Origin of the sequence: Marinobacter daepoensis DSM 16072, assembly GCF_000421165.1 — a bacterium.
Classification (GTDB): domain Bacteria; phylum Pseudomonadota; class Gammaproteobacteria; order Pseudomonadales; family Oleiphilaceae; genus Marinobacter; species Marinobacter daepoensis.
In genome coordinates this window covers 340550-355508 of the sequence record NZ_ATWI01000008.1, presented here as the reverse complement: position 1 = coordinate 355508, position 14959 = coordinate 340550, and the positions used below count along the sequence as shown (strand labels likewise).

Below are 14959 nucleotides of genomic sequence, written 5' to 3'. Positions count from 1 at the left end.
GTTACTACAGCAACCCAACAGTAAACACCCGAAAGCGACGCGGGCTCCGGCATTCCCTTTTTTTTTCAAATCCCGTGTAACTTTTTCCCGTTTTGCGCTTCTAACGTTACGACGTTCCACGTCAGGGTTTGCATGGCCAAGGTGGCGGGCCACAGCAACAACTAGCAGCCGGCCTCCTTGAGAAAGCCCCGGTGCACGTTCACCGGGCAACCCGTTAGGAGGACAGATCATGAAACAGTCACTCATCTATCCCGCCACCCTGTCGCTGCTCCTGGCCGTGTCTCCATCTTACGGAGACCAGTGGGAGCGGCAACTGGACGCTCAGGCAATGGCGCACAGCGAATCGATGGTTTCAGGCGGCGTTCGCCATGACTGGTCTGAGATACAGACTAACCGCCTCCAGCAGTTGGAGAGAGGTGCCTATCCGGAGCCCGACGTTGATATCAACAACCTACCGCCAACTGCCGCCGGGCCACAGGGCGACCACGGCATGAAGAAAGACTGGGGCAAGGTAGAAGCCAACCGACGGATGAAACTGGAACGCGGCATGTATTGAGGCTTACCGCGCAAAGGAAAACCGGGGCTCTTAAGAATGCTGCCCCGGTTTTCCAGCGTTCCCCTCGTCGCTCAGGCTTCGTGTAATTTCCGGGAAAAGGAGCAAGCCGGCCCCTGAGCCACACCCATCATGATAAGATCGCCCTCCCGCAACGACAGGATCAACTGCGGTAGTGGAATGACATTCAGGAAATGCTGCGGCTGACGACCGCCGGAACAGTGAGGATAATGGCGATGATTGTGTGCGGTGTTGAGCTGACGGGCAGCGATGCGGTGGTGTGTTTACTGAATATGGACCGGGGGCAGTTCAACCTGCCGGAGTGCCGGGTGCGCAAACTGTCGCTCCCCAAAAATCACAGCCGGGAAGACCTGAAGCAGTTCCAGAAGGCCTTTGCGGAACTCATGGCCGAGCATGGTGTGGCCAGTGTCGCCATCAAAGAACGCATGCAAAAAGGCCGGTTTGCCGGCGGCGCTGCCAGCTTCAAAATGGAAGCCGCCATTCAACTGATTACCGAAACAGAACTGACCGTAACTCTGGTGCCCGCGGCGCTGATGAAATCCACCCTTGCCTCCAACCCGCTGCCGATTGCGTTCGCCGACACAGGGTTAAAGGCTTTTCAGGAAACGGCGTTTACCACCGCCTACGTCGCCCAGCTAAGCGGAATGTAAGGGGCCTGAAACCTCGTCTACACCAGCCCCACGATGAGCTAGGCCTCCGCCGCTTCATGCTTTTCTTCTGAACGGGCAATCACCGAGGTGCACACCAGGTCTCCGGTGACGTTCATGGCCGTGGCCCCCATCCCCACCAGGGCATCGATGGACACCAGCAACGCCACGGTTTCGATGGGCAGGCCCACCTGAGCAAACACCGTGGCGATCATCACAATACCCGCCCCCGGCACCCCTGCCGTGCCGATCGAAGCCAGCGTGCCAATCAGCACGATTTCCAGCATGGTCACCACATCCAGAGGCACCCCAATCACATTCGCGGCAAACGCCGCCGAAATCGCAATGCGGATGCCAGCCCCATCCATATTGATGGTCGCGCCCAGCGGCAAACTGAACCCGTAGATACTCTGGGGAATTCCCAAACGCCGGGCGGCGTTCAGGGTCAGGGGCAGCGTTCCGGAACTGCTCTGGGTGGCAAAAGCCGTGGCGACCGGTGCCCGGGCCTCACGAACAAAGTTCATCAGACTCACGCCGTTCAGGCGCATCAGAACCGCGTACACCACCAACTGCACCGCCAGGGCAATGTACAACACCATTACCATATCGCCGAGGGCCAGGATAGTCTTCATACCCTGTTCGGCGGCGGTGCTGGCCACAATGGCGAACACACCAACCGGCACATACTGGAGCACCCCGGCCATCACCTTCATGGTGACCTCATTCAGGCCGGCAACCACCTCATAAACCCGATCGGCGGCGCCACCGTGAGCCTCTGATTCCCGCAGCTTCAACAGGGCCACACCAAACACCACCGCCGTGAAAATAATCCCCAGCAGGTTCGGCTCGGCAAAAGCCTCAACAATATTGCTGGGAACGATGTTCAGAAGCACCTGGACAAGGCCGGGGTTTTCGGGCACCAGAACGCTTTCAGACGAAGGCTTATCCAACCCACTGCCCGGCGAGAAGGCAGACGCCACCGCCAGCCCCACCGTAATAGCCAGAGCCGTGGTCAGCACATAGAAGCCCAACAGCTTCCGTCCCACACGCCCCATGCTGCCAATATTGGCCTGGTTGATGCCCACCATCAGGGTAAACAGAACAATCGGCACAATCAGAAACTTCAGCAACCGAAGCAGCAGCTCCCCTAACGGGTTCAGCCATTCAGCCACCGCCGGCCCGCCCACCAGCCCGACAACCAGACCAAGCACAAGCGCAATACCTATGCGCAGCACCAGCGAAGTATTCAGATAAGCATCAAGTACAGCTTTCATGGAGGCTCCCATACACCCTGGCCAGCTCGTGAGCAGGCCATCCAAAACGTCAGGGCCGGGGATTCTGGTCAGAACCAGCTTAGAGGTAAACCTGTATTGCCACCTACGTTACTCACAAAAGCTGTGGATAACTTTGTTGGGAACCCAGGGGTAAACAGCCACAAGCCTTGCGTCACAAGGGATTGGGAAACTTGATGCAAAAATGGGCTATACGTGGCTGTTATATGGATATGAGGGATTTGTCTCAGCAGTTGCCTTTCTTTGCCTGGCCCGGCGGGCAGAAATGGCCACGAGACTTGCGGTAAGAGCCGCGATCATCGTAGTCATAACGACGGCGATCATAATCGCGATCGCGTTCTCTGTGGTCTTTGGTGGTAATGGCCGTTCCCGTTGCCGCACCGACGGCACCCCCGAGAATTGCGCCCTCCCGGCCACCAACCTCGTTGCCGATGGCGGCACCGATGGCGCCGCCAACACCTCCACCCAGCGCGGCATCGGCGGTGTCACCCGCAACGGCACCTAAGGAAGTGGCACTCAGAGATAAAAAAACGAGCAGCGATTTCATGTTCATGATGTTAACCCCATGATTCAGGTGGTCTAACCTGCCCAATGTATCGAGAGGAAGAGCATATTCTCCGCCCCCCCATCAGGCGCTTGTCAGTTTTGAACCATTCGAGAATACCAGAAAAATACGGGAGCCTTACCCTTACCTTTTGTTTATATTTCAATGCGTTACGATTTGTTAACGGGAGCTGATACCAGGGGGCAGGTTACAACCCCGGCGTGACGCCAATACGCCAAGGCAACAGCGAACCGGGGCCGGCGCGGGCTCAAAAATCAACCGGTTTTGCCATAAGTTTTACTCACAAAACCTGTGGATAACATTGTTCGGAACCTTGGGTTAAGCCCCCTAAAGCCCCGTGCCACGGGGGCTCAGGAAACTTGATGCAAAAATGGACGATACTCAGCTATGGGGGATAACCGCGCGAGTGATTAAAGGGGGCGAGTCGGCCCCGTGCTCGTTGCACGTCGTCTTCAAAGTCCGCGTCTATCTGATCCAGAACAGCGCCAGACTGGCTTGCTTTGTGGTGATGACAAAAGTGAACCTCATGTTTTGGTTTCCGTAGCCGTTCGCTAAAAAGATACGATAGTTTGGGCTCACCTGATCAGGCGGACTGCCCCAAGGGATCTCACACCTCTTGTGGAGCTGGCCATTCCGGTCACAAACCTTCAGCTTTCTCAGACAGGGGAAATACCGTCGATCTCAGTCACTGTTTTTGCATCGGCCCGCTCAATAATTTTGAGGAGTGTGGATTGAATCGTTTCGTCTTCCCGGGCATCACCACCACATACGAACGTTTGCTTCTGGGGCTCCGCGCCCTCTTCCTCAGTATATGAAATGACAACTTCACTGGCTGAATCAGGCGTTTTGCCAAAGTACTCCAGCGAAACCAACGGATAGCCGTGAAAGCCCTTCTTAACCTGCTTCGCAATACGTTTTTTTGCTTTATCCACATTCATATCAAGGGCCTGTCGCTGCGATTGTAATCTGAGTGCACATCAGCACCCGGTAGATACCATTCGACCATACTATGCCCTTAACCCCATCGAATATAGGTTTTCTGCGGTTCCGGCAGCAAGCCGCGTGGGCACACCCCCTTGTTGATCGGTGCACCACAAACTTTACTCACAAAACCTGTGGATAACTGTGTTGGAAACCTCGGGTTAAGCGTCCGGAAGCCCCGCAGCAAAAGGGCTCGGAAAAGTTGATGCTAAAACGGGCAATCTCGTCTCCAACACTCAGGTCGATCTGATCCTGAACGGCGCCATCCCGTGACCATCGACCTGCCATAGTGTGCTCCGATGATCATATACTTCATGGCACGGCACCTTTGCCCCGGTTTTTCCTAGCGAATACCCTGCGATTGCAGCCACTGACTGATCTGGGCCTGATTCATGGCGCCACTCTGGCGCGCCACCTCCCGGCCGTTCTGGAACAGAATCAGGGTCGGTATGCTGCGAATCGCAAACTGACCGGCCGGCCCGGGGGCTTGTTCCGTATTCAGCTTGGCAAAGCGCACTTTCCCACGCCAGGCCTTCGCGGCCTGCTCGAACTGGGGCGCCATCATTTTGCACGGGCCACACCAGCTGGCCCAGAAGTCCACTAACACGGGCAGATCGCTGCGCCCGGTATGGGTAGCAAAGTTCTGCTCCGTTAACTCCAGAACCTGATCCGGCCACAGCGGTTGTTTGCAGGCGCCACAGTTGCCGCCAGCGGACAACTTGTCGGCCGGTACGCGATTCACTTTGTGGCAATGGGGGCATACCAGGTGTCGAACGTCAGTCATGATGAATAGGCCTCTGATTGGCTGATTGTAAGAATAATCAGGGCAAGAGGAGAGAAATCAAGCGGTGCTAAAAATCGCATCTTACGAATACGCATCAACGGCTTTCCGCTACTATCAAAGTAAGCCGGTGTCAGAGACACAACCGCCATGGGACTGTCGATAAAACAATCGGAATTTACAGCGGAAGAATTTGACCGTTTTTCAGCCAAGGTGCGAACGGACCTGACCGCACTCACCCGCCTTCTGGACCGGCCCGGTTTTGGTGAGGGGGCATCCTCCATTGGGGCCGAAGTTGAGTTCTACATCGTAAACCCGAACCTGCACGTTCAGCCAATCAACACAGACATCGCCGCCAGCGTTCAGGACCCACAACTGACCGTTGAGCTCAACCGCTTCAATCTGGAATACAACCTCAGCCCCCAGGCTTTCACGGGTGCTCCCTTTGCCAGAACCGAGCAGGAACTGCTCAAGGCCATGCAGCGAATCAACCAGCACGCCGCCCCGTTGAATGGCGAACTGGTCGCCATCGGCATTCTGCCCACGTTACGCCAGTCCGATATGGGCGCGAAAGTGATGACAGACGCCCCCCGCTACCAGGCGCTATCCAGGGCATTGATCCAGCAACGGGGCGAGCCCTTCAGCATTCATATCGGTGGCAACGACGTCATCAACCTGCAAGCAGACGACGTCACCATGGAAGGGGCGACCACCTCGTTCCAGCTGCACTGGCGCGTTCCGGCCCACCGCTTTGCCGACTATTTCAACGCCGTGCAGCTGGTAACACCGATTGCGCTGGCTCTGGCCAGCAATTCGCCCAGCCTGTTCGGCCACCACCTCTGGGACGAAACCCGTATCGCCCTGTTCAAACAATCCGTCGACAGCCGCTCGCCCAACCACAGAACCTGGAAACACCCGCCGCGGGTCTATTACGGCAACGGCTGGGCACGCAGCGCCTGGGAGCTGTTTGCCGCCTCGGCCTCCCTGTATCCGCCCATCCTGCCACTGATGTCGGAAGAAGATCCGATGGCCATAATTGATCGGGGAGAGGTACCGGAACTGGCCGAACTGCGACTGCACCATGGCACCACCTGGCCCTGGAACCGGGCCATCTTTGATCACACAGAAGGCGGCCATCTGCGCATCGAGATTCGTTCCATGCCGGCCGGGCCAACGGCCGTGGACATGTGCGCCAACGGGCTGTTCGTGATCGGGGCGGCGTTGGCAGTACTCGAGGATATCCGTCACCTGACGTCGATACTTCCCTTTCACTACACCGAACACAACTTCTATCGTGCCGCCAAATACGGCATCGGTGCAGACATCATCTGGCCCCACAAAGACCAGGTACAGCTGCAGGATACCCCCCTGTTAAACGTTGCCCGCGACCTGCTACCCCGCGCCCGGGAAGCCTTGCAACAGACAGCAGTGGACGAGGCGGAGATTCATCGCCTGCTGGGGATCATCGAAGGCCGCATACAAACCCGAATGACCGGCGCCCGATGGCAGCGACAGGTCACCGAGTCTTTTTTCCGGTCCCAGCCTACCGACGAAGCGTTCAGGAGTATGCTGTCTGTTTACATGGGCCATCAGAAGACAAACACACCACTGCACGAATGGACCTTGTCACCATGAGCCGCTCGAACATTCTGGATTATCTCAACAACCCGTCTCCCCAGACCCTCGGCCGCTCTCCCCTGGAGTGGCTGGACCGCCTGCAACGGCCCACGGTGGTTCGCGTTGCTGGCCGCGACCCTTCCAGAACCCGGGCCATGGCAACGCTGCTTCACGGCAACGAACCCTCAGGGCTGTTCGCAATTCACCGATGGCTACTGGAGCAGCACACCCCGGAGGTTAACCTGCTTTTCCTTCTGGCCGGCGTGCGCCCCGCGCAAACACCGCCGGTATTGTCGCTGCGCCAAGTGCCAGGCGGACGTGATCTGAACCGGTGCTTCAAAGAACCGTTTGAAGGAGAGGAAGGCGCCATTGCCGAGGCCATGCTGGCCGAGCTACAGACCGCCAACCCCGAATGCCTGCTGGATGTGCACAACACCTCCGGCACCGGCCCAGCCTTCGCTGTGACCATCACCAACGACGCCGCCCATCAGGCGCTGGCGTCGCTCTTTACCGATCGACTGATCATGACGGATCTTCGCCTGGGGGCACTGATGGAGTATTCCGAGCAGGAGGTGCCCACCGTCACCATCGAGTGTGGCGGGGCCCAGGATGATCACGCCCACCAACTGGCGTACGAAGGGCTGGTTCGCTATGCCTCACAGCCAGACGTGCTATCGCTGGAAAAAGCGGAATGGAACGTTGCGGTACTGCGCAACCCGATTCGAGTGGAACTGGCACCCGATGCGACCATCGAGTACCGGTTAACGCCCAGCGGGCAGGCAGACCTGACGTTTCCGCCCGATTTCGAACACCGCAATTTCGGGATTGTATCGCCGGATGAGCCGCTCGGATGGGTGGGGCAAAAAGGCCTGGACGTGCTCACGGCCATCAGCCACAACCGAACCGAGAACATGGAGCAGGTCCTGCAAATCAGGGATGGGCGAATCTACCCTGCCCAGGCCCTCAAGGCCTTCATGATCACCACCAATCCGGTGATTGCGAAGAGTGATTGCCTTTTCTATGCGGTCAAGGCAACGGGCGATCCTATTTTTTAGACCCTGGCGAGCCGTCGTTCCTGCACCACTTATGAAACCGAAGGGCGTGCTCAACAGGCGTGAACATACCAATTCGCTCTGCGCTTGGAACCCTCGCTCTTAATCTGAGGAGTGACATATTCGAGCCGTAGGCAAAGTACTTAATGCTGCCTCCGTGTCGGAACGGTTTCCTCAGGAACCTGGAGTCATGATCTTCGCAAAGCCGGGGCACTGGCATGTCGGACGCCGGATTCAATTACTCGCACTTTGGGTATCTGGACATAACCTTTCTTAGCGACCTGATCCACTTTCTCGACTACTTCAAAATTCTGGTGAGCCCGGCCCCGGAAGCCGCCTTCACTACTCTGTAAGAATTCGATTTTATCGAATGAAAAGTTCGCTCATCGCCAAAGTCACTTCCCATCGAGAACGGATAGGGTACGAAATTCATCCAAAGCAAATTGGTCTGTCATACCACTAATCATGTCTTGGATCAGACGGCATCTGCAATAGAACTCCCACAGTGATTCAGACATATCAGAAGGAGCATCATTCCTCATGCTCCTGTAAGCCTTCACGTGCTTAGCGGGCAATCGCTGCAACAATCGGCTCTCCACGAGAAAATTCCCGCATTTCCCTTCGGTAAGGGAGTCAAACTGACTTCTATCCAGAGCCAACAACGGCCTATAAAATTCAAGCAGCCCAGAGATAATCTGATAGCCCTGCAACTCCAGAGTCTGGACCTCAGGGAAAGAAAAGACCTCGCCAGAGGCAACCGTTTTGAAAGCCTCGATAACACTGTGGCATGGAGACTCGTCTTCCAGAAGGGCACGATTCAGACAACCGCGAAACACATCATCAATGTTAGCGATGAACGCTTCCGCCGCGTGATTAACAAGAGGATGAATCAGCTTTACCCGTAACCAGACAAAGAATTCATGCTGAGGATTAATGTCTTCTCGTTCAGCCCTCTCAAGCACCTCATCCACTAACTGATCGAATGAGTTTCTTTGCCCAAAATTAGCGAAATGCTCCTTCTGATAGTCTGAGGGTCTAACCTGAGCAAATGCGGACTTAAGCTTGGCGGCTAAAGTCTCGTAGTCGATGATTCCTTTATCGACTGCATCTTCCAAGTCTGCGAGGCAATAGGAGATATCATCTGCAGCTTCCATTACATATGCCAACGGATGGCGACAACCGGACTCCATTCCCAAAGATGCTTGCATTCGCTCAATAAACGACGACTCAGAGAAATAATATCCAGGCTTCTTCTTCAGGTACGCAAACGGTTCATCGCTTGCTGGCTTGCCCTCCGTTGCTCTGCGCGTGTACTTGAAAACAGACGCAACCTGAACATAGGTTAAATTTAGCTTTTGTAGCCGGCTGATTAGACGAATGGCCTGAGCGTTGCCTTCAAATGAGCACAACTCAGCAGCAAGCTCTTGTTTGAAAGCTTCGGTTTCATCAAGCTTTTTAAACGGTGTGAGTTCGCTTAAATTTGAAGCAAACCAACGAGAAATTGCAGCTTCACCGAAATGACCGAAGGGCGGGTTGCCAATGTCGTGCATCAAGCATGACATCTCAACCAAGGTTTCAAACGCTCTATTCAGCCCTTGTAGCCCAAATTCCTCAGCCCTTCGACCGAGTTTTTCGTAGATTTTACGCGTAATGAAGCGGCCAGTTTGCTGTACTTCCAGGGAATGCGTTAAACGACTTCGGACAGCAGCATTACGCTCCAAGGGAAATACTTGCGTCTTCTGTTGCAAGCGGCGAACAGCGGCAGAGTTAATAATCCTCCCGCGATCACTTTCCAACTGATTCTCGAGTTTTTCAATACCACAGACCGCAAGTTTGAACTGGGCGGGCTCTGCGCTGCCTGCCCCTCGGTTGTATTGACGTTCTATTGAAAATCGATCTCTAAAATCAATATCTTTCACTTACAACGCTCCATCGAGTTATCAAAATAGAGTACTTCCTCTTCCAGCTCTAAAACAACCATCTCTTATTATTCTGGACCCCAGCCTTTTCAATACAGATAACATCTTAACTTGCTGAGACTACCTGTAAATTGAGCTTGTAGAACGGAAAACCGGGACAGATCTATTTTTCCGTTGCTGGCCTTCCCGGCTTGCGGGCTTCAACTCTGATACCGATACGGGTTTCAATTTCATCGACGAACTTATTGCCGCCAGTCAGTTTTCTGCTATTGATCGCCGCCTGAATTAATTCATCTGCGGGTGAATGACATTTCTGTTCAACAAACTGCCGGTAGGCCTCAAGTCTCATCTGATGATTGCCTGCCAAGGCCCGAAAGGTGTCTGCCGACCAGCCAGACGCTTCATCAATTGAGGTATTGCGGTCACGTTGTCGTTTGCTCGAACGACGAGATGAACATGATTCGTCATCAGGCAGTAACTGAACACCTCGAGCTCATAAACCTGCTTCCATTCCTGGAGATTCGCCAGGTAGTACTCAAAATCACGGTGATCGTGGAAACATTCGACGCCGCCCCCTAGGATGCGCTCCAATAGTCCATTCACCAACAACCCGAGCCGAGCCCTATGGCAAAAATCAAAAAGCAGCAACCGTCACCGCAAACCCAAGAGGAAGCCTTGGCCATGGCAAAGGCGACTCAGCGGCCACGGCAAAGCAAGGAGCAGACAAAATTGATCGCGCAGGGTATCGAGAAGGGCATTGATCACTATAAAAAACAGCAAAAAGCCAAAGCCCGGGAAAAAGACAAACAGCGCAAAAAAGAACAACAGCAAACAGCGACCGAAAGCCCGAAACAAAATCCTGCAAAATCCGAGATCCGGTATCGAACCCCATGGCTACCTTGGGCGCTGCTACTGCTCACCTGGGCTGGAATTGGTCTCTATATACTGGGCTTGGGCCTGGGCGGTTAAACGAATCGATGGCGGTCAGGTTCATGCTGGCGTCTTCGCAGATGGCGGTGTGCAGGCGACCGCCGGTTTCACAAAATAGATCTGTCCCGGTTTTTGATCTGGTTTTCTAATTTGCGCTTTCAGCTACCAGATAAGCGGCTGCAAAGAGTTCGACAAATCAAAGCCCAGTTGTTGCCGCCACCTCATCGCCTCCGGAGCGACAAACAGCCAACCCAGAGCACCAAGATTAGCCAAGACCGCCAGCCAGAAAACGAACTGATAGCTATCCTTCCGCGTCTTATGTCGGAGAACCTGCTGCGCCATCAGCGCACCGGGCCAGCCACAGCAAAGCTCGAAAAGATGCAGCGTTTTCTCAGAGGTGCGTTGGGCACCCCGCTGCGCCGCGCGTTTATCGATCCAGTACATCACGAACAACACCAGACTCACCCCGCCGTAGGCAGCCAAGATCCAGACCGGCAAATAACCTTGATGAAACAGTGCTGCCAGGATGGCGAAAAACACCAATACAACAGTCGCTGCCAGCCAGACGCCCGCAGCCATACTAGCGCCTACCTTTGCCGCTCCAGCGTAATGGAACCGTTCTGCTCTCAGCCGGCCCTGACCATCCTTCGTGATGCTGTAAGTCACCTTACGATTAGCTACCGGCCGGCCCCGGCCTGTATAACTGCTGATATGGGCAAAGACCCGTTCACCATCGCCCTCCGGTGCAATAAAACCAAACCCCTTGGCATCATTCCATGCCGCGAGTAAACCTTTCTGATTCAATATATGTCCCCTTGCAGAGCCTTATACCGAGCGCAGGCCTCGGCCCAAAAACCGCGACAGATCTATTTTCCGGTAGTGACTCACTTTAGCGCTGGGCCATCAGAGATAAAATAGATTTGTCCCGGTTTTCTAGCCCGCAAGATCCAGTTCATACCCAGAGCCCGCCCGGCTTTGACAAGCGTTATGATGGTGAGGAATTGCGGTTTAACCTCTAATCGACGCCGTAACGCCCACTCACGGATTTCTGCCAGCGGTCTGACCCTCCACAAATTTCGTAGCCTTTACCAAGCATTTCAGATTTCAGAATGACAATGGACTCTCTTATGAATTATGAACACGCCATCGTGAGAACTGAGGGCGATACTGCCATCCTGCTCTGCAACGGCTGTGGCATCAAGATCGCAGAGGGCACCAGCCACAAGGACCGCGAGCATTATTGCACCATGTGCATGAGCGGTAACTGCAAAGCGAAGTTTAAAAAGGGCGGTTAGACGAAACCTTTCCAGCCTGTTTATCAACAACCTAGGGAGCCAAACCCATGCAAACCATTCTCGGCGCCAGCGGGCAGATTGGGCGGGAACTGGCGCTTAGCCTGAAGCGCGACGTGGGATCTTCCATACCGTGGGCTAACTGAGAAACAAATTACCCCGATTTCCATATTTACGCCTCGTTCAGTCTCTCCGTCGACCTACCTGGCCCAGGGATGTGTTTCAGAAGCTCGGCATTTGTGGGGTACTTCTCGAGCAGCTCAACCAGCTTTTTTGTGCCCTCCAGCGGCTTGAGACCGCCAAGCGCCCGGCGCAATGCTCTTATTTTGTCTGAATCCTTTGGATCCAACAGCAGCTCTTCACGGCGTGTGCTGCTTTTCGATATATCCAGCGCGGGAAAGATTCGCTGATTCGCAACCTCTCTCGATAACACCAACTCCATGTTCCCCGTGCCTTTAAATTCCTCAAAGATGACCTGGTCCATACGGCTGCCGGTATCCACCAGAACAGTTGCCAAAATGGTCAGCGAGCCGCCGTTTTCAAGGTTTCGTGCAGCGCCAAACAACCTCCGCGGGATCTCCATCGCTCGGGCATCCACCCCGCCCGACATAGTGCGACCGCTGCTCCTGCGCTCCGCATTATGCACACGCGAAAGCCGGGTGAGAGAATCAATCACAACCATAACGTTGTGACCCTCGCCCGCTTGTTGGCGAGCGATATCAAGCAGTTCATCGGCAACGCGAACGTGATGCGCATAGCTTTCATCCGAAGAAGAAGCGTGTACCTCAGCCGGGACGCTGCGCCTGAAATCAGTGACCTCTTCGGGTCGCTCATCTATCAATAACGCGTAAAGTTTAATCTCGGGATACGCCTTCCCCACCGCCTGGCAAATATGTTTTAAAACCGTCGATTTTCCAGACCCCGGCGGTGCAACGATCAAACCTCGCTGCCCCATTCCAATCGGCGTGATCAAATCCATCGCGCGCACCGTGAGCTGTTCGGAACCCAACTCCAGGCGAATCCCCGGCGCAGGATTGATAGCCACAGCATTCAGAAAACGTTTTTGTGGATCAGCTTCACCTTCTATCTCAACCTTGGCTTCGGCTTTCTCAGCCACTGGCTTAGCGTCTTTGTTGCGTTTTCCGGTTAAACCTAATGTCTTTCGCGTCATGATTGTTTGATAGCTCTTGTTTAATAGATGTTTTTCGAAATGGGCTGATAACGAAAAAAGACAGCCCAAGGCAAAAACCAGTGTGCGTCGCAAAGGTCTGCGCTGACCGATGGGTGGGATGCGCTGTGAGGGATTATTGAACGGCTGTGAACGAACGGAAATTGGGAACAAGGCCGCACTTGGCAGCATTCAGCTTCTATACAGTATAGTATCCAAAAAAATAAATCTGTCCCGGTTTTCTTTAACCGTAGATGGCCCGCTCCCTCGCATCCCGTTCTCGATCAGGGTCTTCCTGGCTTGGCGTGGCTGAAATGGCATCCAGGTAGTCGGCGGGAACGCCGGTTTCTTTCGCACCAACGATAACGTGATTCAAATACCACGAGTGAGGCAGCAAAGAGGGATCCGTTGACGTTGCACAGTAGGTGAAAGCATTAAGGGAATTGCCGAGAGCATCCGTAACCACGACCCGCTTCTCATCGTAACCGAAGCCCAAACCCTCAGCCCTGTCTAGCGGGCCTTTCTCGCTGCGCGGTAACTCAAACAGCGCGCCAATAACGATGTCCTCCGGATTGCCGGTAAACAGCGCGTCGCATTTTGCGGATTGGTCTATCCTGCTCCACTTATGAAACCGAAGGACATGCTCCACAAGCGTGAACATTCCGATTCGCTCCGCGCTTGGAACCCTCGCTCTTAATCTCAGGAGTGACATATTCGAGCCGTAGGCAAAGCACTCCATGCTGCCTCCGTGTCTGCGCTGTTCGCTCAGGAACCTGGAATCATAATCTTAGCTAAACCGGGATGGGTCTTTTTTTCCATCTTCAACCTCGGCCTTGCGCGCCTCGATGCTTCTCTGCGTTTCCTTTGAATCCGGCATGCGCCCGGTTCTCTCCAGCCGCTCGCTCACCCATTTGTGATACAGCTTCGCCAGCGCTGGCCGAATTACCGGCAAACCAATCAGCCAGGCAAGCGGTTTCAGCAGCCAGACCCGCGACATCAACAGAATATAGGCATCCAGTTCCCGGTGGATGTTGCCCTGGCCATCCTCCACATGGAGCTCCTGAAGCGCGGCTTGCGGGTCTATACCACGTTCCTCCAACTCCTCATCACGGCCGGTGATATCCACCCACTCCACCGATTCGCCGGTCCTGCCCGCGAGTCGTTCATAAAGCCTGCGATCCTTTACACAGCTCGGGCAGGCGCCATCGTAGAACACGCGAAGCTGATCGCCTGGTGCCGTCATCGCTATCCCCCCTGTTTGCATCGCATTCATCTGACTACACGATAAAGCACTGCGAGGCTCCCGTTAACCCTTCGGATCTCAGGCATAACCCGCGAGAGGTTGTACCATCGCCCTGAAATTCCAGGCGCGTTTCGATCACTGTCTGGCTCGCACGCCTTTCGTTCGTGAGCCTCAGATAGCACATTGCTAATGGACGACGCCGCTATTCAGCCAGCAAACATCAGCACCAAACCAAGCCTTTAGAGCACCAGGAATTCGGTCCAGATGGCAAGCTGCTCTCGCTCTCCGGCTCGTCCTGCCGGGTATCGCTGGTAACGGAGGGGTACCACATAGGGTTGTCGCCGGCACCCTGTATGAGCCGAGTGCCATAGAAGTAGAAGCCCAGCAGTATCGGGGAAATCGGATGGATGTTCCAGACGGTCACATCCGGCAAGGTCGGCGCCAGAAGGAGCAATGCCAGGAGCCCGATCAGCAGTCCGTTCTGCATCATGTTCGGAGCCGAGGCCGCCGCGTGTTCCAGGTTTGCGCGACGGTAGACCATATCGGCAATAGCCAGGAAAAAGGTCTGTACCGCGATGCCCCCAAGAGCGTTACTGACAGCCAACTCCGGGTGCCCACGGTAGGCTGCTGTTACCGAGAGCACCGAACCACTGAGGGACGTCGCTGCCCCCAGAAGCACGGCTCCAGCGGTCGCCTCACCCAGCCCGGTCCGGTCGGCGAGCTGGTCGACCACCCGTGTGATGCGTGTGCCCGCAATCGCAATGACCAGCGCGCAGACGCTGAAAACCGCGATGCTCTGCGACAGCATCCAGCTGTCCAGATCCATGATCGGCAATGTGATCCTCCTGTTGCCCCTGAAGCCTGCCGCGCAGCCAACGCGAATAGCGCGCCAGCTTAC

20 protein-coding genes are annotated in these 14959 nt (G+C 55.0%); 8 read left to right on the top strand and 12 right to left on the bottom strand.

The genetic code is table 11. The annotated features are described in order from the left end of the window. The first annotated feature begins 229 nt into the window (after window positions 1-229). The 3 genes from K325_RS0102215 (at window position 230) to K325_RS0102210 (ending at window position 1224) form a co-directional block, all read left to right on the top strand. The gene (locus K325_RS0102215) at window positions 230-556 is read left to right on the top strand and encodes a hypothetical protein (protein ID WP_029652618.1); all 327 of its coding nucleotides are present in this window, start codon (window positions 230-232) and stop codon (window positions 554-556) included. A 129-nt stretch (window positions 557-685) separates the two neighbouring features. Further along, window positions 686-760, top strand: coding sequence for an SEC-C metal-binding domain-containing protein (locus K325_RS18900; protein WP_222464197.1), 75 nt, complete (start codon window positions 686-688; stop codon window positions 758-760). A 29-nt stretch (window positions 761-789) separates the two neighbouring features. Continuing rightward, window positions 790-1224: a DUF3010 family protein gene (locus K325_RS0102210; protein WP_029652617.1), complete on the top strand. Its 435-nt coding sequence runs from the start codon at window positions 790-792 to the stop codon at window positions 1222-1224. A 38-nt stretch (window positions 1225-1262) separates the two neighbouring features. On the opposite strand, the gene K325_RS0102205 is transcribed toward K325_RS0102210, so the two are convergent. The 4 genes from K325_RS0102205 to trxC form a co-directional block, all read right to left on the bottom strand. Beyond that, window positions 1263-2495, bottom strand: coding sequence for a dicarboxylate/amino acid:cation symporter (locus K325_RS0102205; RefSeq protein ID WP_029652616.1), 1233 nt, complete (start codon window positions 2493-2495; stop codon window positions 1263-1265). 244 nt (window positions 2496-2739) lie between these two features. Beyond that, window positions 2740-3066 (bottom strand): glycine zipper domain-containing protein, encoded by a 327-nt coding sequence (locus K325_RS0102200; RefSeq protein ID WP_029652615.1) that lies wholly within the window; start codon window positions 3064-3066, stop codon window positions 2740-2742. A 668-nt stretch (window positions 3067-3734) separates the two neighbouring features. Further along, the gene (locus K325_RS0102190) at window positions 3735-4016 is read right to left on the bottom strand and encodes a hypothetical protein (protein WP_029652614.1); all 282 of its coding nucleotides are present in this window, start codon (window positions 4014-4016) and stop codon (window positions 3735-3737) included. A 386-nt stretch (window positions 4017-4402) separates the two neighbouring features. Further along, window positions 4403-4843: a thioredoxin TrxC gene (trxC, locus tag K325_RS0102185; protein ID WP_029652613.1), complete on the bottom strand. Its 441-nt coding sequence runs from the start codon at window positions 4841-4843 to the stop codon at window positions 4403-4405. Between the two features lie 147 nt (window positions 4844-4990). On the opposite strand from trxC, the gene K325_RS0102180 reads away from it, so the two are divergent. The 3 genes from K325_RS0102180 (at window position 4991) to K325_RS18855 (ending at window position 7862) form a co-directional block, all read left to right on the top strand. Beyond that, a complete protein-coding gene (locus tag K325_RS0102180) occupies window positions 4991-6475 on the top strand; it encodes a glutamate-cysteine ligase family protein (protein ID WP_029652612.1) in 1485 nt (494 codons plus the stop codon). Further along, the gene (locus tag K325_RS0102175; RefSeq protein WP_228128372.1) at window positions 6472-7512 is read left to right on the top strand and encodes a M14 family metallopeptidase; all 1041 of its coding nucleotides are present in this window, start codon (window positions 6472-6474) and stop codon (window positions 7510-7512) included. Before K325_RS0102180 ends, K325_RS0102175 begins: the two co-directional genes overlap by 4 nt. 215 nt (window positions 7513-7727) lie before the next feature. Beyond that, window positions 7728-7862, top strand: coding sequence for a hypothetical protein (locus tag K325_RS18855; protein WP_265596835.1), 135 nt, complete (start codon window positions 7728-7730; stop codon window positions 7860-7862). Window positions 7863-7904: 42 nt separating this feature from the next. Here K325_RS18855 and dgt read toward each other — a convergent pair whose 3' ends face one another. The 3 genes from dgt to K325_RS18895 all read right to left on the bottom strand — a co-directional run bounded on the left by dgt (window position 7905) and on the right by K325_RS18895 (window position 9914). Further along, window positions 7905-9428, bottom strand: coding sequence for a dGTPase (gene dgt, locus K325_RS0102165; protein WP_029652610.1), 1524 nt, complete (start codon window positions 9426-9428; stop codon window positions 7905-7907). Between the two features lie 163 nt (window positions 9429-9591). After that, a complete protein-coding gene (locus tag K325_RS0102160) occupies window positions 9592-9777 on the bottom strand; it encodes a hypothetical protein (protein ID WP_051146535.1) in 186 nt (61 codons plus the stop codon). Further along, window positions 9774-9914 (bottom strand): hypothetical protein, encoded by a 141-nt coding sequence (locus K325_RS18895; protein ID WP_420835444.1) that lies wholly within the window; start codon window positions 9912-9914, stop codon window positions 9774-9776. Before K325_RS18895 ends, K325_RS0102160 begins: the two co-directional genes overlap by 4 nt. A 138-nt stretch (window positions 9915-10052) precedes the next feature. Between K325_RS18895 and K325_RS0102150 the strand changes: the two genes are divergently transcribed. Continuing rightward, window positions 10053-10397, top strand: coding sequence for a DUF2956 family protein (locus K325_RS0102150; protein ID WP_029652608.1), 345 nt, complete (start codon window positions 10053-10055; stop codon window positions 10395-10397). Between the two features lie 123 nt (window positions 10398-10520). Here K325_RS0102150 and K325_RS0102145 read toward each other — a convergent pair whose 3' ends face one another. Continuing rightward, window positions 10521-11162, bottom strand: coding sequence for a DUF1294 domain-containing protein (locus tag K325_RS0102145; RefSeq protein WP_029652607.1), 642 nt, complete (start codon window positions 11160-11162; stop codon window positions 10521-10523). Between the two features lie 323 nt (window positions 11163-11485). On the opposite strand from K325_RS0102145, the gene K325_RS18655 reads away from it, so the two are divergent. Beyond that, window positions 11486-11653, top strand: coding sequence for a hypothetical protein (locus K325_RS18655; protein ID WP_169441743.1), 168 nt, complete (start codon window positions 11486-11488; stop codon window positions 11651-11653). A gap of 169 nt (window positions 11654-11822) precedes the next feature. Here K325_RS18655 and rho read toward each other — a convergent pair whose 3' ends face one another. The 4 genes from rho to K325_RS0102120 form a co-directional block, all read right to left on the bottom strand. Continuing rightward, on the bottom strand, window positions 11823-13010 hold the full coding sequence (gene rho / locus K325_RS0102135) for a transcription termination factor Rho (RefSeq protein WP_228128371.1): 1188 nt from the start codon (window positions 13008-13010) through the stop codon (window positions 11823-11825). Window positions 13011-13062: 52 nt separating this feature from the next. Further along, a complete protein-coding gene (locus tag K325_RS0102130; protein WP_029652605.1) occupies window positions 13063-13557 on the bottom strand; it encodes a gamma-glutamylcyclotransferase in 495 nt (164 codons plus the stop codon). 48 nt (window positions 13558-13605) lie between these two features. Further along, window positions 13606-14061, bottom strand: coding sequence for a thiol-disulfide oxidoreductase DCC family protein (locus K325_RS0102125; RefSeq protein ID WP_228128369.1), 456 nt, complete (start codon window positions 14059-14061; stop codon window positions 13606-13608). A 220-nt stretch (window positions 14062-14281) separates the two neighbouring features. Further along, on the bottom strand, window positions 14282-14887 hold the full coding sequence (locus tag K325_RS0102120; protein WP_084694170.1) for a hypothetical protein: 606 nt from the start codon (window positions 14885-14887) through the stop codon (window positions 14282-14284). Window positions 14888-14959 lie beyond the last annotated feature (72 nt).

Excerpts from the sequence above, each read along its gene's own strand:
- K325_RS0102215 (WP_029652618.1), top strand. The coding sequence starts at position 230 with ATGAAACAGTCACTCATCTATCCCGCCACCCTGTCGCTGCTCCTGGCC.
- K325_RS0102210 (WP_029652617.1), top strand. The coding sequence starts at position 790 with ATGATTGTGTGCGGTGTTGAGCTGACGGGCAGCGATGCGGTGGTGTGT.
- K325_RS0102205 (WP_029652616.1), bottom strand. The coding sequence starts at position 2,495 with ATGAAAGCTGTACTTGATGCTTATCTGAATACTTCGCTGGTGCTGCGC.
- K325_RS0102200 (WP_029652615.1), bottom strand. The coding sequence starts at position 3,066 with ATGAACATGAAATCGCTGCTCGTTTTTTTATCTCTGAGTGCCACTTCC.
- K325_RS0102190 (WP_029652614.1), bottom strand. The coding sequence starts at position 4,016 with ATGAATGTGGATAAAGCAAAAAAACGTATTGCGAAGCAGGTTAAGAAG.
- trxC (WP_029652613.1), bottom strand. The coding sequence starts at position 4,843 with ATGACTGACGTTCGACACCTGGTATGCCCCCATTGCCACAAAGTGAAT.
- K325_RS0102180 (WP_029652612.1), top strand. The coding sequence starts at position 4,991 with ATGGGACTGTCGATAAAACAATCGGAATTTACAGCGGAAGAATTTGAC.
- K325_RS0102175 (WP_228128372.1), top strand. The coding sequence starts at position 6,472 with ATGAGCCGCTCGAACATTCTGGATTATCTCAACAACCCGTCTCCCCAG.
- K325_RS18855 (WP_265596835.1), top strand. The coding sequence starts at position 7,728 with ATGTCGGACGCCGGATTCAATTACTCGCACTTTGGGTATCTGGACATA.
- K325_RS0102160 (WP_051146535.1), bottom strand. The coding sequence starts at position 9,777 with ATGAGACTTGAGGCCTACCGGCAGTTTGTTGAACAGAAATGTCATTCA.
- K325_RS0102150 (WP_029652608.1), top strand. The coding sequence starts at position 10,053 with ATGGCAAAAATCAAAAAGCAGCAACCGTCACCGCAAACCCAAGAGGAA.
- K325_RS18655 (WP_169441743.1), top strand. The coding sequence starts at position 11,486 with ATGAATTATGAACACGCCATCGTGAGAACTGAGGGCGATACTGCCATC.
- rho (WP_228128371.1), bottom strand. The coding sequence starts at position 13,010 with ATGCTGCCAAGTGCGGCCTTGTTCCCAATTTCCGTTCGTTCACAGCCG.
- K325_RS0102130 (WP_029652605.1), bottom strand. The coding sequence starts at position 13,557 with ATGGAGTGCTTTGCCTACGGCTCGAATATGTCACTCCTGAGATTAAGA.
- K325_RS0102125 (WP_228128369.1), bottom strand. The coding sequence starts at position 14,061 with ATGACGGCACCAGGCGATCAGCTTCGCGTGTTCTACGATGGCGCCTGC.
- K325_RS0102120 (WP_084694170.1), bottom strand. The coding sequence starts at position 14,887 with ATGGATCTGGACAGCTGGATGCTGTCGCAGAGCATCGCGGTTTTCAGC.